Consider the following 25,874-nt stretch of genomic DNA (forward strand, 5'->3'; position numbering starts at 1 on the left):
CAGCGGTCAGGTCAGGGCGGGGGCCTTCTCCCGCGTCGACAGCTTCCCGGCCTCGCGGGCGCGGTGGCGGTACCAGCCGTAGGCGAGCAGGGCGCACAGCAGGCCGTTGAGCATGCCGACCGCCACGTCGGTGACGTGGTGCATCCCGCGGTAGAGCCGCGCGTAGGTCACCAGGAGCGGCACGAGCAGGCACACGACGGTGACGCTCCAGCGCAGCCAGGCGTGCTCGATGCGGCTGGCGAGAAGGACGAAGGAGAGGTAGAGGGCCGTCGAGGCCCCGACGTGGCCGCTGGGGTAGCTCGAGGTCGGCGGCGCGGGGTCGAGGTGGGACACCTTCGGCCGGGGGCGCCCGACGACGTTGGCGGCGATCACGAAGATGGTCGCCTGCAGGGAGATGGCGATGAGCGGCACGAGGGAGAAGAGCCAGTCGCGCGTCCGCCAGAGCAGGACCGCGGTGACCAGGACGCAGACCCCGATGACGATCTCGGTGTTGCCCATGTGGGACCACACCATCGTGATGGTGTTCCACGTCGAGGAACGCTGCCCGGCGAGGTCCTTGTTGACGACCTCCTCCTCGCGGGAGAAGCCGATGAGGGGGCCCGTGAGGGCGTAGCCGAACCCGACGATCAGCCCCCAGATGACTATGCCTGGGCCGACGGCCCGGGTGATGAGGTCACGGCCGTCTTCCCTATGAACCCGATCCATGAGGAGAAGGTAATCCCAATTCCGAGCAGAACGCCTGCCAGAACGTCGCTGGGGAAGTGCGCGCCGAGGAACATCCGGTCGGCACCGACCAGCAGAACCAGGGCCGTGGCCACCCCGACGGCGACCTTGCGCGCCGTCCGGGACAGCAGCGGCCAGAGCACGAACACCATGACGGTGGCGAAGACGGTGACGTTGAGCGCGTGGCCCGAGGGGAACGAGTAGCCCGGCGCGTGGGAGACCGGGTCGGCCACGACGGGGCGCGCCCGCTGCACGAGCAGCTTGCTGGCGTAGCCGACGAACCACCCCACCATCAGGGTCGCGAAGCCCCACAGGGCCCGGTTGCGGAGGTCCTTGGCCAGCCAGGCCCAGAGGCAGACCAGCGTCCCGAGCGCCATCAGCCACTTGGGCTGCGACACCTCCTGCACGAAGACGAAGAAGCCCACCAGGTGGTGCGACCGGGTGAAGTCCGTGGCGCGGCGGATGACCGCGTTGTCGAAGCTGATGAGCGGGTTGAACTGCTCCCGGATGAGCAGGGCGAGCAGGGTGACCGGAAGAGCCGCTGCCAGCGCCAGCGCGACCGCCCGCAGGGCGCGCACCCCGCGCGAGGGCCGCTCGGCGTCGGACCTGGGCGCCGTCGCAGCGGCTGCCGAACGCGGCGCGCTCACTACTCCACCGCCCCGACACGCACGATGAGCGAGAGCGGCACCACCTCGGCGCTGATCGCCCGAGCCTCTCCGATGGGGTCTCCGTCGAGCTGGACCTCCTGCGGGCGGTCTGCCCGGACCTCCACACCGGTGGTGGTGTAGTGGTCGACGCGGGGGTGGCCCCGGCGGCGGCGGGAGGCCAACCGGGCAGCCACGGCGGCCCAGCCGGCGATCCCCTGCGGGGAGAGCGCCACGACGTCGAGCTTGCCGTCGTCGACCTCGGCCTCCGGCATGAGCACGAGCCCGCCGAGGAGCTTGCCGCAGTTGCCGACGACCACGGTGCGCGTGCGCCGGCTGAACTCGTCGCCCTCGGCGGTCTTCACGCGCACCTTGAACCGCGGGCCGCGCAGGTTGCGCGCGCCGGACACGACATAGGCGGGCCAGCCGACCTTGGCCTTGAGCTTCTCGGGGGCGCCGGCCATGATCGCCGCGTCGAACCCGAGGCCGGCCATGACGAGGAAGATGTGCTTCTCGGGACGCTCGTGCTCCCCGGACGCGTCGACCGTGAGCCGGCCGACGTCGACGCGCTTGTTCTGGCCGGTCAGCGCCACCCGCAGGGCGTCCTCGAGGGAGTCCACGGGCAGCTCGAGGTTGCGGGCGAGCAGGTTTCCCGTGCCGCCGGGCAGCAGGCCCATGGGCGTCTCGGTGCCGACGAGGGCCTCGCCCACCGCGCGCACCGTGCCGTCACCGCCGAGGGCGCACACCACGGTGACGCCCTTCTCGAGCGCCTGGTGGGCCTGGCCGGTGCCGGTGTCCTTGGCCGTGGTCTCGATGAAGAGCGGCTCCTCCCAGCCGAGCTCGCTGCACACGCCGCTGATGCGGCGCTGCACCGCGGGGAGGTCCTCGAACTTGGTCGGGTTGACGATGATGGCCGCCTGGCGGCGCGATGTCTCAGTCTGCACGTGGCCCTCCGGGCGGAACTCGTTGCGGTGGGGGCGGCGGCGCCAGCTGCGACGGCCACGGTGGGCACCGGAGGCTGCTGCCTTCCGGGACGAGGCGGAGGCGACGAGCAACGCCAGGGCCAGCACCACGATGATGGCGCCGATCGCGATCCACCCAGCGTTCTCCTGAAGCACAGCGCGACGGTACCCGACAGTAGCGGTGCACGCGCCGCCACGCCTGCCGGTCAGACGGCGCGCTGGTAGGCCAGCAGGTCGACTCCCGGCACCGGCTCCCAGTCGCGCCCGGGGTCGCGCACGAAGCCGAGGCGCTCGTAGACCCGGTGGGCCGGCAGCATCGACGGCTGCGTCGACATCACCAGCCCGTGCAGCCCGAGCTCCCGGGCGCGCTCGATGCAGTGGCGAACCAGGGCCTCGCCCACCCCCCGGCCGCGCGCCGCGTGGGCGACCGCGAGCATGCGGAACTCACCCTCCTGCGGCCCGGCCAGCTCGGCGTAGCCGCTGCCCGGGGCGGCGAACGTCACCGACCCCAGCACGCGGCCCGACTCCTCCTCGACAGCCACCCAGAGCTCGCCCTCGCGGTCGCGCGAGGCGGCGTCGGCCAGCACCGCGGCATACGGCATCCCGGCCGGGAGGTGACCGTCGTCGACGTAGGCGCGCACGGTCAGCTCGCCGACCGCGGCGTAGTCGTCGGGGGTGGCGCGGCGGACGGTCCAGGGGAGGGAGTCGGGCATGCCCGTCATTCTGCTCGCCATCCCGCTGGTCATCCTGTTCGTGACCGTGTCCGGCGGCCGCGCGACGGCCGTGGAGCGGTGGGACAGTGGGCACATGCCGGCGGACCTCGTCTACCTCGTGGGCGGGGTCTCCCTCCTGCTCGCCGTCGTGCTGCCCTCGGCCCTGCGCAAGGTCGCGCTCTCTGCGCCGCTCGTGCTGGTGGGGGTGGGCGCCGTCATCGGTCTGCTGCCCATCTCGGGCAGCGAGCCGTTCGACCCCACCCAGCACCTCGGGCTCATCGAGCACGTCACCGAGGTGACCGTGCTCATCGCCCTCATGGGGGTGGGCCTGGCCCTCGACCGGCCGCTGTCGTTCCGCGACCGCGCGGCGTGGGGACGGTGGTCGTCGACGTGGAAGCTGCTGGGCATCGCCATGCCGCTGACCATCGCCGGGGTCGCCCTGCTGGGCTGGTGGGGCCTCGGCATCGCCCCGGCTGCCGCCCTGCTGCTCGGCGCCGCCCTCGCGCCCACCGACCCGGTGCTGGCCTCCGACGTCCAGGTCGAGGGACCCACCGTCGACGAGGCCGCGGAGAAGGTCGACGAGGAGGACGAGGTGCGCTTCGCGCTCACCTCGGAGGCCGGCCTCAACGACGGCCTCGCCTTCCCCTTCGTGTATGCCGCGCTGTTCCTGGCGACCAAGGGCGCCGTGAGCGGGTGGGGACTGGAGTGGCTCACGTGGGAGCTGGTGGGCAAGGTCGTCGTCGGGGTGCTGGTGGGCGTCGCCATCGGCTGGGTCCTGGGCAACGTCGCCTTCCGCTCCCGCGCCCGCTCCCTGCGGGTGGCGGAGACCGGCGAGCCGCTGATGGCGCTCGCGGCCGTGCTGCTCGCCTACGGCGCGAGCGAGGTCGTGGGCGGCTACGGGTTCCTCGCGGTGTTCAGCTGTGCCATGACGATCCGCTCGGCCGAGCGCAGCCACGAGTACCACGCCCTGATGCACCAGGTCGTCGAGCGCCTCGAACGGCTGCTGACCCTGCTCGTGCTGCTGTTCCTCGGCTTCGGGCTCACCCACGGGCTGCTCTCCAACCTCGACTGGCGCGGCACACTCGTCGGGGTGGCGCTGGTGTTCGTCATCCGGCCGCTCGCCGGGTGGCTGGCCCTCTCGGTGGGCCGACGCGTCGGCGGGGACCGGCGGTACCACGCCCTCGAACGCCGGGAGCGCTGGGCCACCGCCTTCTTCGGCGTCCGCGGGGTGGGCACGGTCTACTACCTCGCCTACGCCTTCGGGCACGCCACCTTCCCCGAGCAGCGCTGGCTCTGGTCGACCGCCGTCTTCACGATCGTGCTCAGCGTCGTCGTGCACGGCATCGCCGTCACGCCGGTGATGCGCAGCCTCGAACGCTGCCGGGCGACGCTGCGTCGGGCGTAGCGTGGCCGCCATGACGGAGCACGCCGACACACCCCTCGAGCCCGAGCCGCTCCCTGTCGAGCCGGACACCAAGGACTGGACTTGGACGCTGCACGAGACCTGTCCCGAGTGCGGCTTCACCGCCGGTGAGGTCGACGGGCCCTCGGTCGCCGACCGCGTGCAGGCCCTCACCGAGCCCTGGCAGGACGTGTTGGCCCGGCCCGACGCCACCACCCGTCCGACGCCGACGACCTGGTCGCCGCTGGAGTACGCGTGCCACGTCCGCGACGTCTGCCGCGTCTTCACGGAGCGGGTGGACTGGATGCTGCGCAAGGACGGCCCGGACTTCCCGAACTGGGACCAGGACAACGCCGCCGTCGCCGGCCGCTACCACCTGCAGGACCCCGCCGTGGTGGCCCGTGAGCTGCGGGAGGCCGCCGACGACGTGCGCGCCGCCTTCGCCAGCGTCGAGCGAGGCCAGTGGCAGCGCACCGGCCGCCGCAGCAACGGCTCCCTGTTCACCATCGAGAGCCTGGGCCAGTACTTCCTCCACGACCTGGCCCACCACCTGGTGGACGTCGACGCCTGAGGCGCGCCCGCGGCAGACCGGCCCGCGGAATACCGGCCCGGGCTCCCCGCGGATCAGGCGGGGGCGGGCTGCCTCCCGGTCGGCTCGGGCGCCTCGGCGCGCACCTCGTGGACCGGCCAGAAGTGGTCGTGCATCGTCGTGACCAGCGACAGGAGCAGCACGAAGAAGAGAGCGCCGGCGAGGTTGAGGGAGCCGCTGTCGCGGCGCAGCAGCCAGTCGCCGAGGACCACGAGGCCCATGTTGACCGCGACGCGGGCGGCGAAGGCGCCCGTCAGCGTCTCCATGGAGCGGGCCGCGCGCGCCGCCCACAGCGTGATCGCGGCGTTGATGACCACGAAGACCGCGACACCGGTGAACAGGGTCGTGCTCCGCGCCTCCGAGCCGGGGAGGACGCTGGCGTAGACGACGCTGATGAGCCCAACGAGCACGACCTTCTCCAGGGTCGGCACCGAGAGCACGCGGTAGTGGGAGGCGACCCAGGCCGAGCGCTCGGCCGGCTCGTCGATCGCGGCGGGCAGCGGGTCGGCGGACACGTGCCAGGGCCAGTCGGCGGGCCGGAGCCGGGGCCGCACGACGAACCAGAGGACCGCGAGCAGCGCGAGGAGGGCGAGCACGACGGCCGGCCCGAACCACGCGACCTCCTGCACCGTGTCGGTGAAGTCGAGCTGGGCGATGTGGATCCACCACTCCTGCGGCAGCTTCACCACGACCCAGATGAGGCCGGCGGTCCAGACCCACACCCGCAGCCCGTAGCGGGTGGGGTCCCAGCGCAGGCGCACGACCTCGTAGGCGATGAAGAAGTACTCGAAGGTGTTCGGGAAGATGAGCAGCAGCGGCCGCCACTGGGTCAGCTCGAACGCGACGACGCCGACGAGCCGGTAGAAGTACAGGAACCGCCCCACCTGCCAGGCCGGACCGCTGGTCCAGTTCCGCAGCGTCGAGAGGTAGGCGACGCAGAGGTAGAAGACGTCCATCGCCTTGTCGTAGCCCTGGTAGCCGGGCGGGTCGTAGCCGAAGGCCTGGAAGATTGACTGGTCGATGCCGTCGAGCACCAGGCAGGCGAGGAGCGCCGGCAGCGGGAACCGCGGGATGAGCAGCGGCAGCAGGAACCGGCCGCCCACCACGGCGAGGAAGACGACCTGCGTCCCCGTGTCCACGACGGTGCCCGGCCCTCGGTCGCGCCCGGCCTGCGCCGGCCCCTAGGCCCGCTGCGGTCCGCCGGTGAGCAGGGCCGCCCCGCCGAGGGCGAGGTAGACCGTGCCGCTGACCAGGTGGCTGCGCCGCATCACGCGTGGGCGCCGGGCGAGCCAGGCGCCGATCGCCCCGGCCGAGAGGGCGTAGAGCGAGTCGAAGGTGACACCGATGACGACGAACACCGTGCCGAGCACCAGCGCCTGGCTCGCCACGGCGCCGTCGGCAGGATGGATGAACTGCGGGAAGAAGGCGAGGAAGAACAGGGCCACCTTGGGGTTGGTGATGCCCACCAGAAAGGCGTCGGCGAAGGCGCGTCGGCCGCTCACCGGGGGCGGCGTCTCCAGCTTGAAGCGGCCCCGCGACCGCAGCTCCCTCACCGCCAGGAACACCAGGTAGGCCACACCGGCGTACTTCACCACCGTGAACGCCACGACCGACGACGAGATGACCGCCGTCAGGCCGAGGGCCGTGAGCACCACGAAGACGGCGGTGGCGCTGGCGACGCCCGCGGTGGAGGCCAGCGCCGAGCGACGCCCCTGCGAGATGCCACGGCTGATGATGTAGAGCAGGTTGGGCCCCGGCACGAGCACGAGGGCAGCCGCGGCGGCTGCGAAGGCCAACAGGGTCGTCGGTGAGGGCATGGTGGCTCCGGGGGATCGTGCGGCGCTGCTCCTCGCAGGATGGCAGCCCGGGGGCGCCGGCTGCCACGAGTTTCACGCTTCGGGCGGCCGATAGGCTGGGCCGGTGATCGACATCAAGCTCCTGCGCGAGGACCCCGACCGGGTCCGCGCCTCCCAGCGTGCCCGTGGCGAGGACGAGGGGGTCGTCGACCAGATCCTCGCGGCCGACGAGCGGCGCCGCTCCTCCCTCACCGAGTTCGAGCGGCTGCGGGCCGAGCAGAAGTCGATGGGCAAGCAGGTCGCGCAGGCGCAGGGCGAGGCCAAGCAGGCGCTGCTGGCCCAGACCAAGGAGATGGCCACCAAGGTCAAGGAGCTGCAGGCGTCGGCGTCGGAGGCCGAGGAGCTGCTCGACACCCTGGTGCGCCGGGTCGGCAACGTCATCGAGCCCGGGGTGCCGGTCGGTGGCGAGGACGACTACGTCGTGCTCGAGACCGTCGGCGAGCCGCGCCACTTCGACTTCGAGCCGAAGGACCACCTCGCCCTCGGTGAGGCCCTTGACGCCATCGACATGGAGCGTGGCGCCCGCGTCGGCGGCTCGCGGTTCTACTTCCTCAAGGGCGTCGGCGCTCGCCTCGAGATCGCGATGATGAACCTCGCGCTCGCGCAGGCCGTCGAGCACGGCTTCGTGCCGATGATCACCCCCACGCTCGTCACCCCGCAGGTGATGGGCGGCGCCGGCTTCCTCGACGCGCACTCCGACGAGGTCTACCGCCTCGAGGCCGACGACCTCTACCTCACCGGCACCTCGGAGGTCGCGCTCGCCGGCTACCACACCGACGAGATCCTCGACTTCTCCGCAGACGCCAAGCGGTATGCCGGGTGGTCCACCTGCTACCGCCGCGAGGCCGGGTCCTACGGCAAGGACACCCGCGGGATCATCCGCGTCCACCAGTTCAACAAGCTGGAGATGTTCGTCTACTGCCGCCCCGAGGACGCCGTGGCCGAGCACCAGCGGCTGCTGGCCATGGAGAAGGAGATGCTCGCCAAGATCGAGGTGCCCTACCGGATCATCGACACCGCGGCGGGCGACCTCGGCGGACCGGCTGCGCGCAAGTACGACTGCGAGGCGTGGGTCCCCACCCAGGGCCGCTACCGCGAGCTCACCTCGACGTCGAACTGCACGACCTACCAGGCGCGCCGGCTGAACACCCGCTACCGCACCGACAAGGGCACGCAGACGGCGGCGACCCTCAACGGCACCCTGGCGACGACCCGCTGGCTCGTGGCCATCCTCGAGAACCACCAGCAGGCCGACGGGTCGGTCGTGGTGCCGCAGGCGCTGCAGCCCTACCTCGGCCTCGAGGTGCTCAAGCCGGTCTGACGCCTGCCCTTCACGGGTGAGTCACCGGTGTGACGCCGTCCCGGGGTGGAGGGCATCGGTAGGTTGACCCCATGCCGCAGCGACTCATCGCCCTCGACCTCGACGGCACCACCATCACGCACGCCGGCGAGCTGCGTCCCGCCGTGTACCAGGCGGTGCGGGCCGTGGTGGACGCCGGCCACCACGTCGTCGTGGCGACCGGTCGCTCGATCGTGGCCGCCACCCCGATCCTCGAGCTGCTCGAGCTCACCCACGGCTACGTCGTGTGCTCCAACGGAGCGGTCACGCTCAAGCTCGACCCCGACGAGCCGCAGGGCTACCAGATCATCGACACGGTCACCTTCGACCCGGCCCCGGCGCTCGAGCTGCTGCGCGACTCCTGGCCCGACGCGGTGATCGCGGTCGAGGAGCTCGGCGTCGGGTTCAAGCTCAGCGCGCCCTTCCCCGACGGCGAGCTGCAGGGCGAGCTGCGCGTCGTGCCCTGGGAGGAGCTCGTCGCGGAGCCGGTCACCCGTGTGACGTTCCGCAGCCCGACGGGGACGAGCGAGGACTTCGAGGAGCTCGCCGAGCGGATCGGCCTCCACGAGGTCAACTACAACGTCGGCTTCACGGCCTGGATGGACATCAACCCCGAGGGCGTCTCGAAGGGCTCCGCGCTCGAGCTGCTGCGGCGCACCCTCCAGGTCGAGCCGATGCACACCATCGCGGTCGGCGACCAGCGCAACGACATCGAGATGCTGCAGTGGGCCGCGTGGGGCGTCGCCATGGCGAACGCGCCCGACGAGGTCAAGGAGGTGGCCGACGACGTGACCGGCCACGTCGACGAGGACGGCCTGGTGCCCGTCCTCCTCTCCGTCCTCCAGTGAGCAGACCGGGTATGCCGCCCGCGCGGCACACCGGTCGGGGCACCTGCTAGCGGCCTTGCAGCGCGTCGAGCGCGACGGCCATGGCCATGGCCATGCGCCAGTCGAGCTGCCAGCCGTTGCTGGCCACCGGCACGTGCACGTCGTAGCGGTCGCGCAGCGAGCGGCGGCGCTCGGAGCTGAGCACCAGCGTGCCGTCGGCCGCGGTGAAGTCGAAGTGGAAGACGAACGGGCTCGGCAGGTCGCTGACGATGGGCAGCATCTCCCAGGCGCGCCGGGCCAGCGCGACGTTCGAGCTGCGCTCGGTGCCGGTCGCCTCGAGGCCGTCGGGTGTGCCCAGGTGCCACGTCGAGCGCAGCAGCGAGCTGCCGAAGTCCTTGCGGAACCAGCCGATCGGCACACCCTGGTCGTCGAGCACGTCATAGGTGGCCCCGAGGTCGAGCCGCTTGCGGGCCTTGAACGAGAAGACCGGCTGGGTGCGCGCCTCGTCGGAGTAGAAGGTGACCTCCTCCTTGAGGGCCACCCGCTTCTGCTGCGCCACGGCCAGCACCGGGCCCTCGGCGCCGGACCCGTCGGAGGCGACCACCTCGTAGCGGTTGACCATGAGGGTCACCTTCTGGCGCAGGTGGAAGTGCTCGGTCGTGGTGGGGAGGGTCATGGGGGCATTGTGTCCCAAACCGGGCAGGAGGTGTCCCCAGTCGCACGGAATGCGTCGTGGCAGGCTGCCCGCATGGACCCCACCCCTGCCGAGACGGCCGAGGAGTACCGGCGCTTCGCGCGGGTGCAGGCGCGTGGCAGCTCGCACGCCTACGAGCGGTTGGCCGAGGCGGTCGCGGCGAGCGGGCCGGTGCTCGACCTGCTGGCCACCCTGCCGGCGGCCAAGCGCCAGCCCAACCTCCTCTTCGGCGTGGGCCGCCTGATGGGTGCACCCGTCATGGACCCGGACGCCTTCACGGCCTGGGTCGTTGAGCACTGGCACGACGTGCGGCCCGAGGTGCTGGCCCGCAGCACCCAGACGAACGAGGCAGCACGGTGCGCCACGCTGCTGCCGGTGCTCGCCGGCATACCGGGTCCGCTGGCCCTGCTCGAGGTGGGCGCCTCCGCAGGGTTGTGCCTGTATGCCGACCGGTACCGGTACGAGTACCGCCACCGTGACGACGCGGTCACGGCCGTCGGCGCCGGCCCCGGCCCCGGCGTCACGCTCCCGTGCAGGCTGGACAACGACGTCCCCGTGCCCGACCGGCTGCCCGAGGTGGTCTGGCGCGCGGGCCTCGACCTGCACCCGCTCGACGTCACCTCCGGTGACGACCTCGCCTGGCTCGAGGCGCTGGTCTGGCCCGAGCACGAGGAGCGCCGCCGGCGGCTGCACGCCGCGGCGGAGGTGCTCCGCTCCGACCCGCCCCTGCTCGTCGCCGGCGACCTCGTGGAGCACCTGCCCGCACTCGCCGCCCGGGCACCGGCCGGCGCCACCCTCGTGGTGTTCCACAGCGCGGTGCTGGCCTACGCCGCACCGGAGCAGCGGAGGAGGTTCGCCGAGGTCGTCCGTGGCCTGCCCGGCCACTGGGTGGCCAACGAGGCACCCAGCGTGCTCGCGGGCCTGGTGGAGCCGCCTGCAGAGCCGGAGCCGGAACCGGGGCGCTTCCTCGTGGCCCGTGACGGCGCGCCGGTCGCGTGGAGCGACCCGCACGGCCAGAGCCTGTTCTGGCTCCATCAATGACATGCTGGGCCCCGCCATGGCTGACCTCATCATCACCTCGCCGTCCAACCAGCGGCTGAAGTCCCTGACCTCCCTGCGCCGTCGGCGCTCGCGCGAGGAGTCGGGCCTGACGCTCATCGAGGGTTTCGAGGAGCTGGCCCTCGCCCTGGAGGCCGGCATCCTGCCCCAGGCCCTCTACTACTGCCCCGACCTCATGCTCGACCCGACGACCCAGCTCGCCGTCGTCACCGACGTCGCCTCGCGCGGGGTCGAGACGGTGCAGCTCGGCCGGGCCGCGTTCGAGAAGGTCGCCTACCGGGAAGGCCCCGACGGGTTCCTCGCGGTCGTGCCGTCCGTCGCGCGCGCCTGCGCCGACCTCGAGGTCAGCCCGCGGGCCCTGACGCTGCTGTGCCAGGGCGTGGAGAAGCCGGGCAACCTCGGCGCGATGCTGCGCACCGCCGACGCCGCCGGGGTCGAGGCCGTCGTGGCCGCCGACCCCGTCACCGACTGGGGCAACCCCAACCTCGTGCGCGCCAGCAAGGGCACGGTGTTCTCGGTGCCGGTGTGCAGCGACGACACGGCCTCCACCATCGGCTGGCTGCAGCAGCGGGGGATCGCCATCGTCGCGACCACCCCCGACACCGACCTCGACTACACCGACGTCGACTACACCGGCCCCGTCGCGATCGCCGTGGGCGCCGAGAAGTACGGGCTGACCGACGAGGTCCTCGCCGCCGCGGCATACCGGGTCCGCATCCCGATGGCGGGCCGGGCCAACTCGCTCAACGTCGCCACCTCCGCAGCCATCGTCATCTACGAGGCGGTCCGGCAGCGCCGGGCCCGCCTCCGGGCGTAGGCCGCTCGCGCCCTCCGTCCGGCCTACTCGTCCCGCTCCGGCGGGGCGGTAAGGGGCTGGCCACCCCGGTGTCAAGAGCACCCCAAAACGTGTGTCACGATGTTCTGCATGCGAGTTGACCACGTTTCCTACGCCGCCGAGCACGACGGGCTGAAGGCGACGGCTGAGCGTCTCGCCAAGCTGATCGGCGTCGAGCCGGTCAATGGGGGAGTCCACCCGCGGTTCGGCACCCGGAACGTGATCCTCCCGCTGGCGCACGACCGCTACGTCGAGGTCGTCGAGGTGCTGGACCACCCGGCATCCGACAAGGCTCCCTTCGGCCAGGCCGTCCGGGCCCGCTCCGAGGCCGGCGGTGGCTGGCTCGGCTGGGTCGTCCGCGTCGACGACATCACGCCGTTCGAGGAGCGCCTGGGCCGGGAGTCTGCCGAGGGCTTCCGCCACCGCCCCGACGGCACCGAGCTGAAGTGGCGCCAGCTGGGCGTCAAGGGCCTGATCTCCGACCCGCAGCTGCCGTTCTTCGTCGAGTGGAAGACCCCCGAGTGCCACCCCTCGGTCGGCGCCGACACCGAGGTCACCATCAAGTCCCTGCAGATCGCCGGTGACCCCGACCGGGTTCGTGACTGGCTGAACTGGCCGGTCGACGAGCCGACCTCGATCGAGTTCACCTTCGTCGCGCCGCACGGCACCCCCGGCCTGCTCTCGGTCACCTTCGACACCCCCAGCGGTGAGGTCACCGTCTGACCGACGACCCGCCGCAACGACAGAGGCCGCCCCGTGGACCGGGGCGGCCTCTGTCGTTGCCTGTCGTTCCGTGTGGTGCTCGGTCCTGCTCCCGGGCTCGGGGACGAGCCGGCCTGTCACGCGACCCAGGGTGGCACCACCGGGGGCAGGCCGTCCGACCGGCTGACGGTGCTGCCGCCCGGTCCGGTGACGACGGCGGTGAAGCCGTCCGGACCGGCGGTCAGCCGCCGCATGACGCCCGCCGGCAGCACCGCGGTGTCGCCGGGCCCCAAGGTGGTGGTGGTGCCGGCCATGGTGAGCTCGGCGGCGCCGCGGGTCACCGCCCAGATGAGCTCGCCGTCGAAGGCGTGCTCCGGGCCGCCCGCCCCGGGGTGCATCTCCACGAGCCACAGGCTCGCCCTGCTGCCGCCCAGGGTGGGTGAGGCCAGCGTGGTCATCACCCCGTTGGGGGTCTCGGTGACCCGGTGCTGCGTGTCGGTGATGGTGGTCATGGCGATCTCTCCCTATAGTCAATGTGGTTGACGAAAACAGTCAACCACATTGACGAACTGGGGGGGAAGAGGGCATGAGCGACGAGACGGCCCCGCCTCGCGCCGAGCCGACCCTGGCCGCCTGGGAGCTTCCCCTGGTGCTGCTCGGAGCCCTCCGCGCCCACCTCGACGAGAGCCACCGCAGGCTCGCCGAGCGCGGTCACCCCGACACCCGGCCGGTGCACGGCTTCACGCTGCAGGCCGTGGGGGCAGGGGCCACCGCCACCGAGGTGGCGGGCCGGCTGGGGGTGTCGAAGCAGGCCGCGGCCAAGACGCTCGGGCTGCTCGAGCAGCAGGGCTACGTCGAGAGGGCCGTCGACGCGACGGACGCCCGCCGGAAGGTGGTGCGCCCCACCGAGCGGGGACGGGACTTCCTGCGGCAGTCGGTGGCGGTCTTCGAGGAGATCCGCGCCGAGTGGGCCGACCGGGTGGGAGCGGAGCGGCTCGAGGCGCTGCACCGCGACCTGTGGGTCCTCGGTGCTGACTCGGCCCGTCGCCTCGACCTGCAGTCGTGGCTCGGCTGAGCCCTAGGTCGGTTCCCCGGGACCGGCCAGGAACTCCTGGGCCAGGCGCTTGGGCGCCCGGGCCAGCCAGGCGTCGGTGACGACCTCCTCCAGCTCGCGGCGGCTGACCTGCCCGAGGTCGCGCTCGCGCAGCAGCACCCCCTTGTAGCCGTTCCAGTGGGGAGTCGTGAAGAACGGCCCGTCGCCCTGGACCAGCGCGTCCTTGTCGCCGAGGTCGGCCACCCAGAAGACGAGCACGTCCTCCATCCGCTCGCCGGTCTCGGGGTCGACCGCGTCCTTGCGCGGGCTCCTCGAGAGGACGAAGGCCTTGCCTGCCACCTCGTAGGAGTGGCGCCCGTCGGGCGAGGTGCTCCGCTCGACGCCGGGCAGCCGCATCGCCACGGCGTCGAGGTCGGCCAGGCGGGCGCGCGCCTCATTCATCCGTCCGCGGGTCACCCGCCCACGGTACGACCGGGGACGCGCTCCCGGTACGACCCGGAGGATGCGTCAGGCCTACGTCATCGGCTGTACCCGTCGGGTCCGCGGCGGTCCTAGCCTGACGAGGAAGCCCTTCGACGGCAGGGAGGCATCATGCCGCGTCCCCTCCTGCTCGCCGTGGATGCCGACCCCGAGTCGCTCTCACGGATCGAGGCCCACCTTCAGCGCCGCTTCGGCGCCGACTTCCGCGTGCGCGGGGAGCAGACCGGTGCCGCGGCGCTGGCCCAGCTCGAGGCGGCGCGCGACCGGGGCGACCCGGTGGCCACGGTGCTCGCCGAGCAGTGGCTGCCGGACCTGCCCGGCGCCGAGCTGCTCGGCCGCGTGCGCACCATGCACCCCGACGCCAGACGGGCCCTGCTCGTGCCCTGGGGCGCCTGGTCGGACCGGCCGACGGCCGAGGCGATCCTGCGCGCCATGGCGATGGGCGACATCAACTACTACGTGCTCAAGCCGTGGTCCGAGCTGGACGAGCTGTTCAACCGCACCGTGGGCGAGTTCGTGCACGAGTGGTCGCGCACCGTCGTCAGCGCGCTGCGGGAGGTCATCGTCGTCGCGGAGCGGCGCGCAGCCCGCGCCCACGGCATACGGAACCTGCTGACCCGCAACGGCATCCCGCACGCCTTCCTCGAGCGCGGGACAGCGGCCGCGAACACGGCGCTGGGCAAGATCGGCATGCTGCACCCCGACACCCCCAGCGGGCCCATCGTGGTGTGGATGCCCGCGCTCGGCGGCAAGGTGCTGCTCGACCCCAGTGACGCCGAGATCTGCGAGGCGTGGGGCATCCGCACCGAGCTGCCCGACGAGGAGCGCGACTTCGACGTGCTCGTCGTGGGCGCGGGCCCTGCCGGCCTGGCCGCCTCGGTCTACGCGTCGTCGGAGGGGCTGCGCATCCTCACGGTCGAGCGCGAGTCGCTCGGGGGGCAGGCCGGGTCGAGCTCGCTGATCCGCAACTACCTCGGCTTCTCGCGCGGCCTGAGCGGGGCCGAGCTGGCGCAGCGCGGCTACCAGCAGGCGTGGGTCTTCGGCGCCCACTTCCTGCTCACCCGCGAGGTGACCCGCGTCAACCCGTACGACGGCCGGTTCCTCGCGCACATCTCCGACGTCGGCGAGGTCACCGCGAAGACGGTCGTGCTCGCGACGGGCGTCTCCTACCGGCGGCTCGGCATCCCCGAGATCGAGCGGCTCACCGGGGCCGGCGTCTACTACGGCGCCAGCGTGTCGGAGGCGCAGGCGCTCGGCGGGCTGCAGGTGGCCGTGCTCGGCGGCGGCAACTCGGCGGCGCAGGCCGTGCTCCACCTGGCCCGGTATGCCGCGGGCGTGCGCCTCATCGTGTGGTCGAAGTCCCTGGGCGAGGGCATGTCGCAGTACCTCGTCGACGAGATCGAGTCGAACCCGGGCATCATCGTCGAGCTCGACTCCGAGGTCGTCGGCGGCGGAGGCGAGGCGTGGCTGCAGGAGCTCGTGCTCCGGCGCCGCTCGACCGGCGACCAGAAGACCGTTGCAGCCGACGCGCTGTTCATCATGATCGGCGCGGAGCCCCACACGTCCTGGCTGCCGCCGGAGGTGGTCCGCGACGAGCGCGGGTTCGTCCTGGCCGGGTCGGATGTCGTCGCCAGCGGTGACTGGCCGCTGGAGCGGGCGCCGTTCCCGTACGAGACGTCGCTGCCGGGGTTCTTCGCGGTCGGGGACGTGCGCTCCTCGTCGGTGAAGCGGGTCGCGTCGGCGGTGGGTGAGGGGTCGGTCGTCGTCTCGCAGCTGCACCAGTACCTCGCTGTCCAGCGCGCGAAGGCGCCTGCCGGCGGACCCTGATGGCCTCGGGGGCCTCGGGGGCCTCGGGGGACGCGGCGGCCTCGGGGGACGCGGCGGCCGCGCCGGCTGGGGGAGAGCACGGCCCCCCGCGGGCCGGGGCCGTGGTCGGCTCGGTCGTGGCGCTGCTGCTGCCGCTGGCCGGGCTGACGCTGGTGCTGGGGCTGCCCCACCTCGACCTGATGTGGCAGCACCAGCCGGCGCACTTCTGGCTGGTGCTGGGCGCGGCGGTGCTCAGCGCGGTCGTGGCCTACGGCACCGGCACGGCGGCCCAGCGGCGCGGCGACGCCCGGGTGCTCTTCGTGTCGCTGGCCTTCCTGTCGTCGGCCGGTTTCCTCGGCCTGCACGCGCTCGCGACGCCCAAGGTGCTGCTCGACACCCCCAACGCCGGCTTCACGATCGCCACACCGGTGGGCATCGCGATCGGGTCGGCGTTCGCCCTCGTCTCGACCGGCCGGTTCGAGGGCGAGGCCGGGGTGCGGGCCATGCGACGGGGCCGTCTGCTGCGGAGGGCGCTGCTGGCGCTGATGGCGCTGTGGGCGGTCTGGTCGCTGGCCGGGCTGCCGCCGATGAACGGGCACACCGCGCCCGAGCAGGCGTCCGGGCCGATGGTCGTCATGGCGATGGCCGCCATCGGCCTCTACCTGTGGAGCGCCTGGCGCTACCTGCGGCTCTGGCAGCACCGTGGCGGGCTCATGCCGGTGGCGGTGGCGGGCGCCTTCGTCCTCCTTGCCGAGGCGATGGTCGTGCTCGTGTTCTCGCGGGCCTGGCACCTCAGCTGGTGGGAGTGGCACCTGCTGATGCTCGCGGCCTTCGGGTTGGTGGCCTGGGGCGCCCAGCAGCAGTGGCACGAGGAGCGGTTCGCCGACCTCTACCTCGACCAGACCGTCTCCGGCAGCCGCGAGATGAGCGTCCTCTTCGCCGACCTCCAGGGGTTCACGAGCTGGTCGGAGGCGCACTCGCCGCAGGAGGTCACCGCGATGCTGAACACCTACTTCGAGGTGGCCATCCCCCCGGTGGTGCGCGCCCATGGCGGCGACATCGACCGGCTCATCGGCGACGCGATCATGGCCACCTTCAACCGCCGCGGCGACCAGCCCGACCACGCGCACCGCGCCGCGGCGGCCGCGCTCGACCTCCAGCGCACCACGGCCCGGGTCGCGCAGGAGCACCCCGACTGGCCGCGGTTCCGGGTCGGCGTCAACACCGGTGAGGTGTCGCTCAGCCTCCTCGGAGCCGGCGGCGGGCGCACGCACACCGTCATCGGAGACACCGTCAACGTCGCCTCCCGGCTCGAGGCCAGGGCCCCCGTCGGCGGCGTCGCCATCGGACCCGAGACGCTCGCCCACCTGCCCGACGCGGTGACCGAGCCACTAGGGCCGCTCGAGCTCAAGGGCAGGACCGAGCCCGTCGACGCCCACGTCCTGCTGGCCCTCGAGGGTCAGCCCCCTTCTCCGGCAGCAACCTCTGCCAGCTGAGGTTGCTGCCGGTGACCCCGATGCGCTCGCGGTCCGTCGGGTGGGCGCGGCAGGATGGTGCGCATGAGCGGCGCGGAGAAGCAGCAGCTGCACGGGTACCTCATGAACACCCGTGAGGCGGTGATGTGGAAGGTCGAAGGGCTGTCGGAGTACGACATCCGCAGACCGCTCACGCCGACGGGCACGAACCTGCTGGGCCTCGTCAAGCACCTGGCGACCGCTGAGGCGTGGTACTTCGGCCAGGTCTTCGGCCGCCCCTTCGAACCACACCTCCCGTGGTGGGACGACGACCAGCCCGAGAACGCCGACCTCTGGGCCACGGCCGCGGAGAGCCGCGAGTACATCCTGGACACCTACCGCGCCGCGAGCGCGCACGCCGACGAGACGATCCGTGAGCTCGACCTGGACGCCTCGGGCCACGCGCACTGGTGGCCGCAACCGGACGTGACCCTGCACTCCGTGATGATCCACGTACTCGCCGAGACCGCCCGCCATGCCGGACACGCCGACATCCTCCGGGAGCAGCTCGACGGCTCAGCCGGGATGCGTGCCGACAGCTCGAGCCTGCCCGCCCATGACGAGCAGTGGTGGTCCGACTACCGGGCGCAGGTCGAAGCCGCCGCGCGGGCCGCGGAGGAGCGTCAGTCGAGGTAGTCGACGAGCTCGGGGGCGGCGCCGATGTAGGTGGCCGGCGTCATCGCCGACAGGCGCGCGGCCACGTCGTCGGGCAGGCCGAGGCCCGCGATGAACGCGCGCAGGTCGTCGCCGGTGATGCGGCGGCCGCGGGTCAGCTCCTTGAGCCGCTCGTAGGGCTCGTCCATCCCGGGCACGCCGCGGGCGCCGAGGGCGCGCATGGCCGACTGCACCGGCTCGCCGAGCACCTCCCAGTTGGCGTCGAGGTCGGCCGCCATCGCCGCGGGCACGGCGTCGAGGCCGGCGAGGCCGCGGCTGACGTTGTCGAGGGCGAGCAGAGAGTGGCCGAACGCCGTGCCGATGTTGCGCTGCATCGAGCTGTCGGTGAGGTCGCGCTGCAGCCGCGAGGTGACCAGCGTGGAGCCGAGCACGTCGAACAGGGCGTTGGAGACCTCGAGGTTGGCCTCGGCGTTCTCGAACCGGATGGGGTTCACCTTGTGCGGCATCGTCGACGACCCGACCGTGCCCTGGCCGCGCACCTGCGCGAAGTAGCCCATCGAGATGTAGGTCCACACGTCGGTGCAGAGGTTGTGCAGCACCCGGTTGAAGCGCGCGACGTCGGCGTACAGCTCGGCCTGCCAGTCGTGGCTCTCGATCTGGGTGGTGAGCGGGTTCCAGGTCAGCCCGAGGCCCTCGACGAAGCTCTGGCTGATCGACGGCCAGTCGGCCTCGGGCACGGCGGCGAGGTGCGCGCCGTAGGTGCCGGTCGCGCCGTTGAGCTTGCCCAGGTACTCCGCGGACTCGATGCGCCGCAGCTGGCGCTGGAGCCGGTGCGCGAGCACGGCCAGCTCCTTGCCCATGGTGGTCGGGGTCGCCGGCTGGCCGTGGGTGTGGGCGAGCAGCGGCACGTCACGCAGGTCGGAGGCCATGGTGGCCACCGCCTCGACCAGCGCCTGTGCCTTGGGCAGCCAGACCTGCTCGACCGCGCCCTTGACCATCAGGGCGTAGGAGAGGTTGTTGACGTCCTCGGACGTGCAACAGAAGTGGATCAGCTCGGCGAGGCCCTTGTCCTCCGCCGCCGGGGCGATCTCGGACAGCCGGCGCTTGAGGAAGTACTCCACCGCCTTCACGTCGTGCTGGGTGACCCGCTCGATGTCGCCCATCTCGGCGACCTGGTCGGGCCCGAAGTCGTCGACGACCTTGCGCAGCGCCTTCTGCTCGTCGTCGGTGAGGGCGCGCACGCCCGGCACCACGTGGTTCGACGTGAGGTGGATCAGCCACTCGACCTCGACGTGCACCCGCTCGCGGTTGAGCGCCGGCTCGGAGAGGTGGTCGACCAGCGGGGCGACGGCGCTGCGGTAGCGGCCGTCGAGGGCGCCGAGGGCGAAGGGGGGTGTCGCGTCAGCAAGCGAGGCCATGGCCCTCATCCTCCCAGACGGCGTGGGGTGCCCGGTCCGCCGTCCGCCGTCCGCCCCCGCACTACGCTGCGCCTCCGTCGCCGGGGGCACCCAGCGCATGGGCGAGTGCCTCGAGGCGGCGGGCTACGAGATCGACCGCGAGGGCATCGAGCGCCGAGTGGAGCGGGCGCCCGACATCAACAGCACGATCGACGGCCAGCCCACCGCGGTCTACCGGGTCCGGATCGACGGCGACGAGGACCTGCACTTCGCGGTCGTGTCGCGAAGCGGCTTCGTCCTCACCGGCTCGGATGCCGACAAGCAGACGCTGTCAGAGGTGGGCTGCCCGCTCGGCTGAGGCGTGACCGTGGTCGGTCACCGACGCGTGGAGGGCGGTGATCGACCACAGCCGGTGGGTCACCCCAGCGCGCCGTCGCGGGCGGCCAGCTCCTGCCGCACGTGCTCGACCACGCCGGCCGCGGCCGCGGTGACCTCGGCGTAGGTCCGGTCGAAGGCGTCGCCGTCGCCGTACCAGGGGTCGTCCATGTCGAGCTCGCCCGCGGCGACCGCCTCGGGGTCGAACTCGCGGAACAGCCGGATGCGGGAGCGCTGCTCCTCGCTGCGAGCCATTGTGCGCAGGTCTTCCAGGTGCCCCGAGTCGGCGGCCAGCACCAGGTCGCGGCCGTCGATCCACGACCGCTCGAACTGGCGCGCCACGTGGCTGGTGCCGCCGAAGTCCTCGTGCCCGTTGCGGCGCAGCACCTCCAGGGTGCGGCGGTCGGCCGGGTTGCCGACCTCCCACGAGGAGGTACCGGCGGAGTCGACCTCCACGCGGTGCCCCAGACCGGCCTCCTCGAAGCGCTCGCGGAGGATGAACTCGCCCATCGGCGAGCGGCAGATGTTGCCCGTGCAGACGACGATGACGCGGTACGGCTCCCCGGACCGGTCGTGGCTGCGCGTGTCCCCGTTGTTGCTCATGCCCCCATTGAACCGAGCGCGAGGCCGAGCAGCGCGAGGGGGGCAGCGAGCACGCCGGCGGCGAACGCGTAGACCACCGGTGCGAGCCACCCCGGTGCGTCGTCCTCGGCGAGCAGGGCCATGCGGGTGCGGGTCGCACTGACGTCGGCGGTCGCCGCCAGCGCCGTCTCGGGGTGGGAGGCGCCGGCCAGCGCCACCAGTGCCCGGGCCAGCGGCACCGGTCCGGTGCGGCGCCGGGCGGCGCGGTCGGCGAGCACCTCCACGAGCAGGCGCACCTCGCGCAGGGCCTCGGGGGCCTGCAGCCGGCTCGGCGCCGATTGGTGCAGCACGGTGAAGAACTCGAGCACGAGGTCGTGCCGGGCGCGCAGGTGGGCCCGCTCGTGGGCCAGCACCGCGTCGAGCTCCTCGCCGGGCAGCGCGCGCAGCGTTCCCTCGGTCAGCACGACGCGGCGCCGCAGGCCGGGCAGGCAGTATGCCGTGGGAGTGGGGTGCGCGAGCACGCGCACCTCGTCGTCGACCGCCTCGCCGAGGGCGTCGACGAGGACGCGGTGCTCCCGCCGGGCGGCGCGGAGCCGGGTGCCCACCAGATGTCCCGACCAGAGCAGCCTGCCGAGCACCAGCCCGCTGAACGCCAGGGCGGGCACGGCAGCCCAGGCGGCCCAGCCCGCGCCGCCGAGCGCCAGCGCGTGCACGGCCAGCGGCGCGGCGCTCACCGCGGAGACGACGGCCGCCAGCGACACGGCCTGCCAGCCGAGCAGGGCGGCCCGGGGCGACCGGCGGAAGACCTCCTGCCGAGCCATGGCGCGCGGGGCCACGGCGGTCAGCACCACGGCGAGGGCGGCCAGCACGACGGCCGCGACGGCTGGGCTCAGCTCCGGCCCCCGTTCGACCGCCCGTGCCGCTTCTCCACCTCGGCCAGCGCGGCCTTGAGGTCGGCGATCTCCTCGGCCGTGGCGTCGCCCAGGAAGTGCAGCATGGCCGCTCGGCGGTCGGCCGACGGCAGCCCCTGCAGCTGCCCCAGCATGCTGCTGGCGGTGAGCTCCTCGCGGGTGCCGGCCGCGGCATACAGGTAGGCGCGGCCGGAGCCACGCTCCTTGACGAGCAGGCCCGCGTCGGCGAGCCGGCCCATCACGGTCATGACGGTCGTGTAGGCGAGGTCGCGTCCGCGCAGCAGGCCCTCGTGCACCTGGCGCACCGACACCGACGGCTCACCGGACTCCCCGAGGGCCCAGACCTGGTCCATGACCGCGCGCTCGAGCTCACCGAGCTTGTTGATCGTCTTGGTGGGCACCGCCCTCACCTGCCTTCCAGAGCCAGTGTCGCAGCGGCGAGGTCGAGGGTCCGCGCCGCCCCGTCGAGGCCGTCGGGGCGGTGGCTCACCACCACGACGGTGCGGCCGGCGCTGGCGGCGAAGAGGTCGTGGAGCACGGCCTCGGCGGTGGGGTGGTCGAGGTGGGCCACCGGCTCGTCGAGGAGCAGCACCGGGCGGCCGGAGAGCAGGGCGCGGGCGATGCCGAGCCGGGCCCGCTCGCCGCCGCTGACACCGGTGCCAGCGGCGCCGAGACGGGTGTCGAGGCCGGCGGCGAGCTCCTGCCGCCAGGCGGCCAGGCCGGCCGCCGCCAGGGCCGCGTCGATGTCGGTGTCGGTGGCGTCGGGGCGGGCCAGCCGCAGGTTCTCGCGCACCGTGCTGGCGAACAGGTGCGGCTCGTCGTCCACCACGGCGATGAGGGACCGCAGCGCCTCGAGGTCGATCTCGCGGGCCTCGACGCCGTCGACCTCGTAGCGCCCCGACGCTGGGTCGAGGTGGCGGGCCAGCACCGCGAGCAGTGTCGACTTGCCGCAGCCGTTCGCGCCGGTGACGGCCAGGGTGGTGCCCGGGGGCAGGTCGAGGGTGACCGGTGGCAGGGCGGTGCGGGCGCCGTCCCACGACGCCGCGACGCCGACGAGCCGCAGGTGCGGCGCACGGACCGTCGTGGCCGGAGGCAGGCGGTGACCGGTGGGCCCGGTGGCAGGTGCCTGGTCGAGCAGGTCGTGGAGCCGGGCGTCGCTCGCCTGCGCCCGGGCCAGCGACCGCATGGCGTCGGAGAGGGGTGAGAGCACGTCGGCCAGGGCGAACGGTGCCAGCACGAGAAGCGCGGCCACCGGTGCGCCCACTGCGGCCGGCTCGACGGTGAGGGCGGCGACGACGGTGGCGACTGCCGTGGCCAGCGGGAGCAGGGCCGCCGCCAGCGCGCGTCCCCGGCTCTGCCGGCGGGTGGCCGCCTCGACCGCGTCGTGCGCCTCACGCACCCAGCCGAGTGCCGCCTCGCCGGCACCGATCGCCTGCAGGTCGCCGGCGTGCTGGGCCACCAGCTCGCTGACCCGGGAGACCTCGGCGCGGGCGGCGAGCAGCTCCTTCTGCGAGCGGCCCTCCAGCCACCACGCGAGCCACGACGTCAGGGCGGCGACGACCAGCAGCCCGGTGACCGCGAGCCCGACGCCCGGGTCGACCAGCGCGGTGAGCACCGCCGTGGCCACGCCGGTGAGGGTCGTCGCGATGAGCGGCACGGTCACCCGCACCTGCGCGTCGACGACGTCCTGGAGGTCGTCGACCACCCCGGTCAGCACGTCGGCGCGACCCCGGGTGCCGAGGCGCGCCGGTGTCAGCGGGATGAGCCGCTCGTAGACGCTGGTGCGGCGGGCGGCCAGGTCGTCGAGCGCGGCGTCGTGCGACACCAGCCGCTCCCCGTAGCGGAACACCGGTCGGGCGAGGCCGAAGGTGCGCACCGCCACGATGGCGGTCAGCAGCGTGAGGATGACCGGCCGCTCGCTGGCGCGCACGATCAACCAGCCCGAGGTTGCGGTCAGGGCGACCCCGGCGGACAGGGCGGCCCCGCCGAGCAGGCCGGCCAGCGCGGTTCGCGGGGTGGGGTGCAGGAGGCGGGTGCGGCCCACCGCTGCGGTCTCGTTCTGTGCGGGGGTCCGGTTCACTGTTGGGCCTCCCGGTCCTGCCGGCTGTCGGAGTGGGTGGTGCGGCCCTGCTCGAGGTGTACGTGCGCGTCGGCGGCCGCCACCAGCTCGGGGCGGTGGCTCACCGCGACCACGCAGCGGCGGGCGGCCAGGGTGCGGATCGCCTCGTGGGCGATGCCGGCCGACTCGGGGTCGAGGTGTGCGGTCGGCTCGTCGAGGAGCACGACGGTGGCCTCGGAGAGCGTCGCGCGGGCGAGCACGAGGCGGGCGCGCTGCCCGGCCGAGAGGCCGAAGCCGTCGTCGCCGATGCGGGTGTCGAGGCCCTGCGGCATGGCGGCCACCACGCCGTCGAGGCCCACGTCGCGCAGGGCCTGCCAGCAGGCGTCCTGGCCTGCCGCGGTGCCCAGGGCCAGGTTGGACCGCACCGTGTCGGCGGTGAGGAACGGCCGTTGGCTGACCAGGTGGGCCGCGGGGGTGGACAGGGTGCCGGCCTGCGGCACGCGGATGCCGGCGAGCACCTCGAGCAGCGTGGTCTTGCCGGTGCCGGAGGGGCCGGTGAGCACGGTCAGGCCGGGGCCCGCCGTCAGTGAGACGCCGTCCAGCACGGGGACGGTGGTGCCGGGGTAGGTGTAGGTGAGCCCGGAGGCGACCACCGTGGCCGGCCGCGCCAGCGACGCTGCGAGCCGGCGCGCCGCGTCGTCGCGACCCGCACCGGCGGCCGCAACCTCGGAGCCGGTCCCGGTCGCCAGGTGTCCCTGGATGTCGGCGAGCGCCTCGGCGCCGTCGGCGGCGGCGTGGAACTCCGCCCCGACGCGGCGGATCGGCCAGTAGGCCTCGGGTGCCAGCAGGATCGCGACGAGCCCGGTGCCCAGGGCGACCGAGCCGTGCGAGAGCCGGATGCCCACGGTCACGGCCACCATGGCGACCGAGATCGTCGCGAGCAGCTCGAGGGCTGCCGAGCTGAGGAAGGCCAGCCGCAGCGTCTCCATGGTGGTGCGGCGGTGCCGCTGGCTGACCGAGGAGATGGTCTCGACCTGGCGGGTGGCGCGGCCGTAGCCGACGAGGGTCGGCAGGCCGCGCATGACGTCGAGGAAGTGACCCGACAGGGCCGACAGCGCCTGCCAGCGGCGCTGCGTCGCGTCGCGGGTGCTGGCGCCGATGAGCGCGGCGAAGACCGGGAGCAACGGCACGGTGAGCACCACGATGAGGGCGCTGGGCCAGTCGACGACCGCGAGCGTGGCGATAGCCAGCGGCGGGACGACGGCGGCGGTGACCAGCGCGGGGAGGTACTTCGCGACGTAGGGCTCGACGCTGCTGGTGCCCTGGGCGGCGAGGGCGACGGCGTGGGACGGGTCGGGCCGGCGGTCGGCGTCGGCGCGCAGCCACGCCGCCAGCAGCTGCTCCCGCAGGGCGGCGCTGACCCGCGAGCCGGCCCACGCGGACACGCGCTCCGAGGTCCACGACAGCGCGGCCCGCAGCGCGAAGAGGCCGGCGAGCCAGGCACCCGGCCGGCCGACCGGCATACCCTTCACCACCGCCAGCACCACCGCGGTGAGCGCGAAGGCGGTGGCGATGGTCGCCACCCCCTGCAGCACGCCCACCACGGCGAGGGCCACCACAGGCCTGCGCGCGGCCGGGGCCGCGCGCAGGAGCTGGGGGTCGAACGGGCGCATCAGCGGCCCGCGGCGACGGGCTCGGCCGCGGCGGGGATGTGCTGGGTGCCGATGCGCTTGCGGAAGACCCAGTAGGTCCACGACTGGTAGAGCAGCACGAGCGGCGTGAACACCAGCGCCACCACGGTCATGATCTTGAGCGTGTAGGTGGTGCTGGAGGCGTTGTCGACCGTGAGCGACCAGGCGTCGTTGAGCGTGCTCGGCATGACGTTTGGGAAGAGCAGCAGGAAGTAGGTCGCCACGGCCATCGCGATCGTGACGAACGTGCCGATGAAGGCCCAGCCCTCCCGTCCGCGCAGGTTGGCACCGAGCGCGGCGAGCAGCGACCCGGCCGCGACCACGGTCGTCAGCCACGACCAGGCGTTGCCGCCGTGCTGCGTGCCCAGGACCAGCAGCAGCGCCACGGCGAGCACCGCGGTCACCACGCCGACCTTGGTCGCCACGCCGCGGGCGTCCTCGCGGATCTGACCGCTCGTCTTCAGGGCGGTGAAGAGCGCGCCGTGCGTGAGGAACAGGCCGAGGGTGACGATGCCGCCGAGCAGCGACACCGGGTTGAGCAGGGTGAACAGGTTGCCGGTGAACTCCTTGTTGGCGTCGATCGGCAGACCGCGCACGAGGTTGGTCAGGGCGACGCCCCACAGCAGGGCCGGCACGAACGAGCCGACGATGATCGCCTTGTCCCAGTTGGCGCGCCAGCGGTCGTCATCGCGCTTGCCCCGGTAGTCGAAGCCGAGGTTGCGCACGATCAGCGCCACCAGGATGAGCAGCAGCGGCAGGTAGAACGCGCTGAACATCGTGGCGTACCAGTGCGGGAACGCCGCGAAGGTGGCGCCACCGGCGGTCAGCACCCACACCTCGTTGCCGTCCCAGACCGGGCCGATCGTGTTGATGAGCACCCGGCGCCGCTTCTCGCCGTCAGCCGCGTCGGTGCCGCGGCCGAGCACCGGCAGCAGCATCCCGACGCCGAAGTCGAAGCCCTCGAGGACGAAGTAGCCCGTCCAGAGCACGCCGATGATGATGAACCAGATGGTGGGGAAGTCCATTGCTTGACAGTCCTTTTCGG

Annotated in this window: 28 protein-coding genes; 12 read left to right on the forward strand and 16 right to left on the reverse strand. The window is 73.0% G+C overall.

The window, feature by feature from the left end; all coding sequences use genetic code 11:
* Positions 1-6: 6 nt before the first annotated feature.
* Genes BMW78_RS17860 through BMW78_RS17875 form a run of 4 tightly spaced genes read right to left on the reverse strand, consistent with a single transcriptional unit; the run spans position 7 to position 3,042 of the window.
* A complete protein-coding gene (locus BMW78_RS17860; protein WP_091762501.1) occupies positions 7-705 on the reverse strand; it encodes a phosphatase PAP2 family protein in 699 nt (232 codons plus the stop codon).
* Complete coding sequence (locus BMW78_RS17865) at positions 642-1,370, reverse strand: phosphatase PAP2 family protein (protein WP_091762503.1); 729 nt, start codon at positions 1,368-1,370, stop codon at positions 642-644. The genes BMW78_RS17860 and BMW78_RS17865 overlap by 64 nt, the downstream gene beginning before the upstream one ends.
* A complete protein-coding gene (locus BMW78_RS17870; RefSeq protein WP_245735952.1) occupies positions 1,370-2,485 on the reverse strand; it encodes a diacylglycerol/lipid kinase family protein in 1,116 nt (371 codons plus the stop codon). The genes BMW78_RS17865 and BMW78_RS17870 overlap by 1 nt, the downstream gene beginning before the upstream one ends.
* Before the next feature lie 50 nt (positions 2,486-2,535).
* Entirely contained in the window at positions 2,536-3,042 is a 507-nt protein-coding gene (locus BMW78_RS17875) for a GNAT family N-acetyltransferase (RefSeq protein ID WP_245735953.1), read from the reverse strand.
* Positions 3,043-3,136: 94 nt separating this feature from the next.
* Here BMW78_RS17875 and BMW78_RS17880 point away from each other — a divergent pair, with 94 nt between their 5' ends.
* Together BMW78_RS17880 and BMW78_RS17885 are read left to right on the forward strand one after the other, a co-directional pair.
* Positions 3,137-4,447, forward strand: coding sequence for a cation:proton antiporter domain-containing protein (locus BMW78_RS17880; protein ID WP_091762608.1), 1,311 nt, complete (start codon positions 3,137-3,139; stop codon positions 4,445-4,447).
* A 10-nt stretch (positions 4,448-4,457) separates the two neighbouring features.
* On the forward strand, positions 4,458-5,015 hold the full coding sequence (locus BMW78_RS17885; RefSeq protein WP_091762506.1) for a DinB family protein: 558 nt from the start codon (positions 4,458-4,460) through the stop codon (positions 5,013-5,015).
* Positions 5,016-5,068: 53 nt separating this feature from the next.
* Here BMW78_RS17885 and BMW78_RS17890 read toward each other — a convergent pair whose 3' ends face one another.
* On the reverse strand, positions 5,069-6,172 hold the full coding sequence (locus tag BMW78_RS17890; protein ID WP_091762508.1) for a hypothetical protein: 1,104 nt from the start codon (positions 6,170-6,172) through the stop codon (positions 5,069-5,071).
* A gap of 42 nt (positions 6,173-6,214) precedes the next feature.
* On the reverse strand, positions 6,215-6,850 hold the full coding sequence (locus BMW78_RS17895; protein WP_091762510.1) for a LysE family translocator: 636 nt from the start codon (positions 6,848-6,850) through the stop codon (positions 6,215-6,217).
* 103 nt (positions 6,851-6,953) lie between these two features.
* Between BMW78_RS17895 and serS the strand changes: the two genes are divergently transcribed.
* Positions 6,954-8,210, forward strand: coding sequence for a serine--tRNA ligase (gene serS / locus BMW78_RS17900; RefSeq protein ID WP_091762512.1), 1,257 nt, complete (start codon positions 6,954-6,956; stop codon positions 8,208-8,210).
* A 71-nt stretch (positions 8,211-8,281) separates the two neighbouring features.
* Positions 8,282-9,076 carry an HAD family hydrolase gene (locus BMW78_RS17905; RefSeq protein WP_091762514.1) on the forward strand — a complete coding sequence of 265 codons (795 nt, stop codon included), beginning with the start codon at positions 8,282-8,284 and terminating at the stop codon, positions 9,074-9,076.
* A 46-nt stretch (positions 9,077-9,122) separates the two neighbouring features.
* Here BMW78_RS17905 and BMW78_RS17910 read toward each other — a convergent pair whose 3' ends face one another.
* Positions 9,123-9,731, reverse strand: coding sequence for an LURP-one-related family protein (locus BMW78_RS17910; protein ID WP_091762516.1), 609 nt, complete (start codon positions 9,729-9,731; stop codon positions 9,123-9,125).
* 72 nt (positions 9,732-9,803) lie between these two features.
* Here BMW78_RS17910 and BMW78_RS17915 point away from each other — a divergent pair, with 72 nt between their 5' ends.
* The 3 genes from BMW78_RS17915 (at position 9,804) to BMW78_RS17925 (ending at position 12,366) form a co-directional block, all read left to right on the forward strand.
* Positions 9,804-10,790 carry a DUF2332 domain-containing protein gene (locus tag BMW78_RS17915; protein ID WP_091762518.1) on the forward strand — a complete coding sequence of 329 codons (987 nt, stop codon included), beginning with the start codon at positions 9,804-9,806 and terminating at the stop codon, positions 10,788-10,790.
* 16 nt (positions 10,791-10,806) lie between these two features.
* The gene (locus tag BMW78_RS17920) at positions 10,807-11,625 is read left to right on the forward strand and encodes a TrmH family RNA methyltransferase (protein WP_091762610.1); all 819 of its coding nucleotides are present in this window, start codon (positions 10,807-10,809) and stop codon (positions 11,623-11,625) included.
* A gap of 108 nt (positions 11,626-11,733) precedes the next feature.
* Positions 11,734-12,366: a VOC family protein gene (locus BMW78_RS17925; RefSeq protein ID WP_091762612.1), complete on the forward strand. Its 633-nt coding sequence runs from the start codon at positions 11,734-11,736 to the stop codon at positions 12,364-12,366.
* 116 nt (positions 12,367-12,482) lie between these two features.
* Here the strand turns inward: BMW78_RS17925 and BMW78_RS17930 are convergent, their stop codons facing one another.
* Positions 12,483-12,857 (reverse strand): cupin domain-containing protein, encoded by a 375-nt coding sequence (locus BMW78_RS17930; RefSeq protein ID WP_091762520.1) that lies wholly within the window; start codon positions 12,855-12,857, stop codon positions 12,483-12,485.
* A gap of 74 nt (positions 12,858-12,931) precedes the next feature.
* Here BMW78_RS17930 and BMW78_RS17935 point away from each other — a divergent pair, with 74 nt between their 5' ends.
* The gene (locus BMW78_RS17935) at positions 12,932-13,420 is read left to right on the forward strand and encodes a MarR family winged helix-turn-helix transcriptional regulator (protein ID WP_091762522.1); all 489 of its coding nucleotides are present in this window, start codon (positions 12,932-12,934) and stop codon (positions 13,418-13,420) included.
* Between the two features lie 3 nt (positions 13,421-13,423).
* On the opposite strand, the gene BMW78_RS17940 is transcribed toward BMW78_RS17935, so the two are convergent.
* Positions 13,424-13,855: an MmcQ/YjbR family DNA-binding protein gene (locus BMW78_RS17940; protein ID WP_245735955.1), complete on the reverse strand. Its 432-nt coding sequence runs from the start codon at positions 13,853-13,855 to the stop codon at positions 13,424-13,426.
* A 135-nt stretch (positions 13,856-13,990) separates the two neighbouring features.
* On the opposite strand from BMW78_RS17940, the gene BMW78_RS17945 reads away from it, so the two are divergent.
* The 3 genes from BMW78_RS17945 (at position 13,991) to BMW78_RS17955 (ending at position 17,835) form a co-directional block, all read left to right on the forward strand.
* Positions 13,991-15,706: an NAD(P)/FAD-dependent oxidoreductase gene (locus BMW78_RS17945; RefSeq protein WP_091762524.1), complete on the forward strand. Its 1,716-nt coding sequence runs from the start codon at positions 13,991-13,993 to the stop codon at positions 15,704-15,706.
* The gene (locus tag BMW78_RS17950; protein ID WP_143056324.1) at positions 15,706-17,181 is read left to right on the forward strand and encodes an adenylate/guanylate cyclase domain-containing protein; all 1,476 of its coding nucleotides are present in this window, start codon (positions 15,706-15,708) and stop codon (positions 17,179-17,181) included. The genes BMW78_RS17945 and BMW78_RS17950 overlap by 1 nt, the downstream gene beginning before the upstream one ends.
* A 63-nt stretch (positions 17,182-17,244) precedes the next feature.
* Complete coding sequence (locus BMW78_RS17955; RefSeq protein WP_091762529.1) at positions 17,245-17,835, forward strand: DinB family protein; 591 nt, start codon at positions 17,245-17,247, stop codon at positions 17,833-17,835.
* On the opposite strand, the gene purB is transcribed toward BMW78_RS17955, so the two are convergent.
* Complete coding sequence (purB, locus tag BMW78_RS17960) at positions 17,823-19,232, reverse strand: adenylosuccinate lyase (protein ID WP_091762531.1); 1,410 nt, start codon at positions 19,230-19,232, stop codon at positions 17,823-17,825. The genes BMW78_RS17955 and purB overlap by 13 nt on opposite strands.
* Before the next feature lie 97 nt (positions 19,233-19,329).
* On the opposite strand from purB, the gene BMW78_RS17965 reads away from it, so the two are divergent.
* Positions 19,330-19,569: a hypothetical protein gene (locus tag BMW78_RS17965; RefSeq protein ID WP_143056325.1), complete on the forward strand. Its 240-nt coding sequence runs from the start codon at positions 19,330-19,332 to the stop codon at positions 19,567-19,569.
* Positions 19,570-19,628: 59 nt separating this feature from the next.
* Here BMW78_RS17965 and BMW78_RS17970 read toward each other — a convergent pair whose 3' ends face one another.
* From BMW78_RS17970 to cydB, 6 genes are read right to left on the reverse strand one after another with little or no spacing between them, the layout of a single operon-like run.
* Complete coding sequence (locus BMW78_RS17970; RefSeq protein WP_091762534.1) at positions 19,629-20,189, reverse strand: low molecular weight protein-tyrosine-phosphatase; 561 nt, start codon at positions 20,187-20,189, stop codon at positions 19,629-19,631.
* Positions 20,186-21,037, reverse strand: a complete 852-nt coding sequence (locus tag BMW78_RS17975; RefSeq protein ID WP_245735957.1) for a M56 family metallopeptidase — start codon at positions 21,035-21,037, stop codon at positions 20,186-20,188. The genes BMW78_RS17970 and BMW78_RS17975 overlap by 4 nt, the downstream gene beginning before the upstream one ends.
* Positions 21,038-21,057: 20 nt before the next feature.
* On the reverse strand, positions 21,058-21,480 hold the full coding sequence (locus tag BMW78_RS17980; protein WP_218144413.1) for a BlaI/MecI/CopY family transcriptional regulator: 423 nt from the start codon (positions 21,478-21,480) through the stop codon (positions 21,058-21,060).
* 5 nt (positions 21,481-21,485) lie between these two features.
* Complete coding sequence (gene cydC, locus BMW78_RS17985; protein WP_425439067.1) at positions 21,486-23,159, reverse strand: thiol reductant ABC exporter subunit CydC; 1,674 nt, start codon at positions 23,157-23,159, stop codon at positions 21,486-21,488.
* Positions 23,156-24,811, reverse strand: a complete 1,656-nt coding sequence (cydD, locus tag BMW78_RS17990; protein WP_091762536.1) for a thiol reductant ABC exporter subunit CydD — start codon at positions 24,809-24,811, stop codon at positions 23,156-23,158. The genes cydC and cydD overlap by 4 nt, the downstream gene beginning before the upstream one ends.
* Positions 24,811-25,854 (reverse strand): cytochrome d ubiquinol oxidase subunit II, encoded by a 1,044-nt coding sequence (gene cydB, locus BMW78_RS17995; RefSeq protein ID WP_091762538.1) that lies wholly within the window; start codon positions 25,852-25,854, stop codon positions 24,811-24,813. Before cydB ends, cydD begins: the two co-directional genes overlap by 1 nt.
* Positions 25,855-25,874 lie beyond the last annotated feature (20 nt).

This window comes from Pedococcus cremeus (genome assembly GCF_900111375.1).
Taxonomy (GTDB): domain Bacteria; phylum Actinomycetota; class Actinomycetes; order Actinomycetales; family Dermatophilaceae; genus Pedococcus_A; species Pedococcus_A cremeus.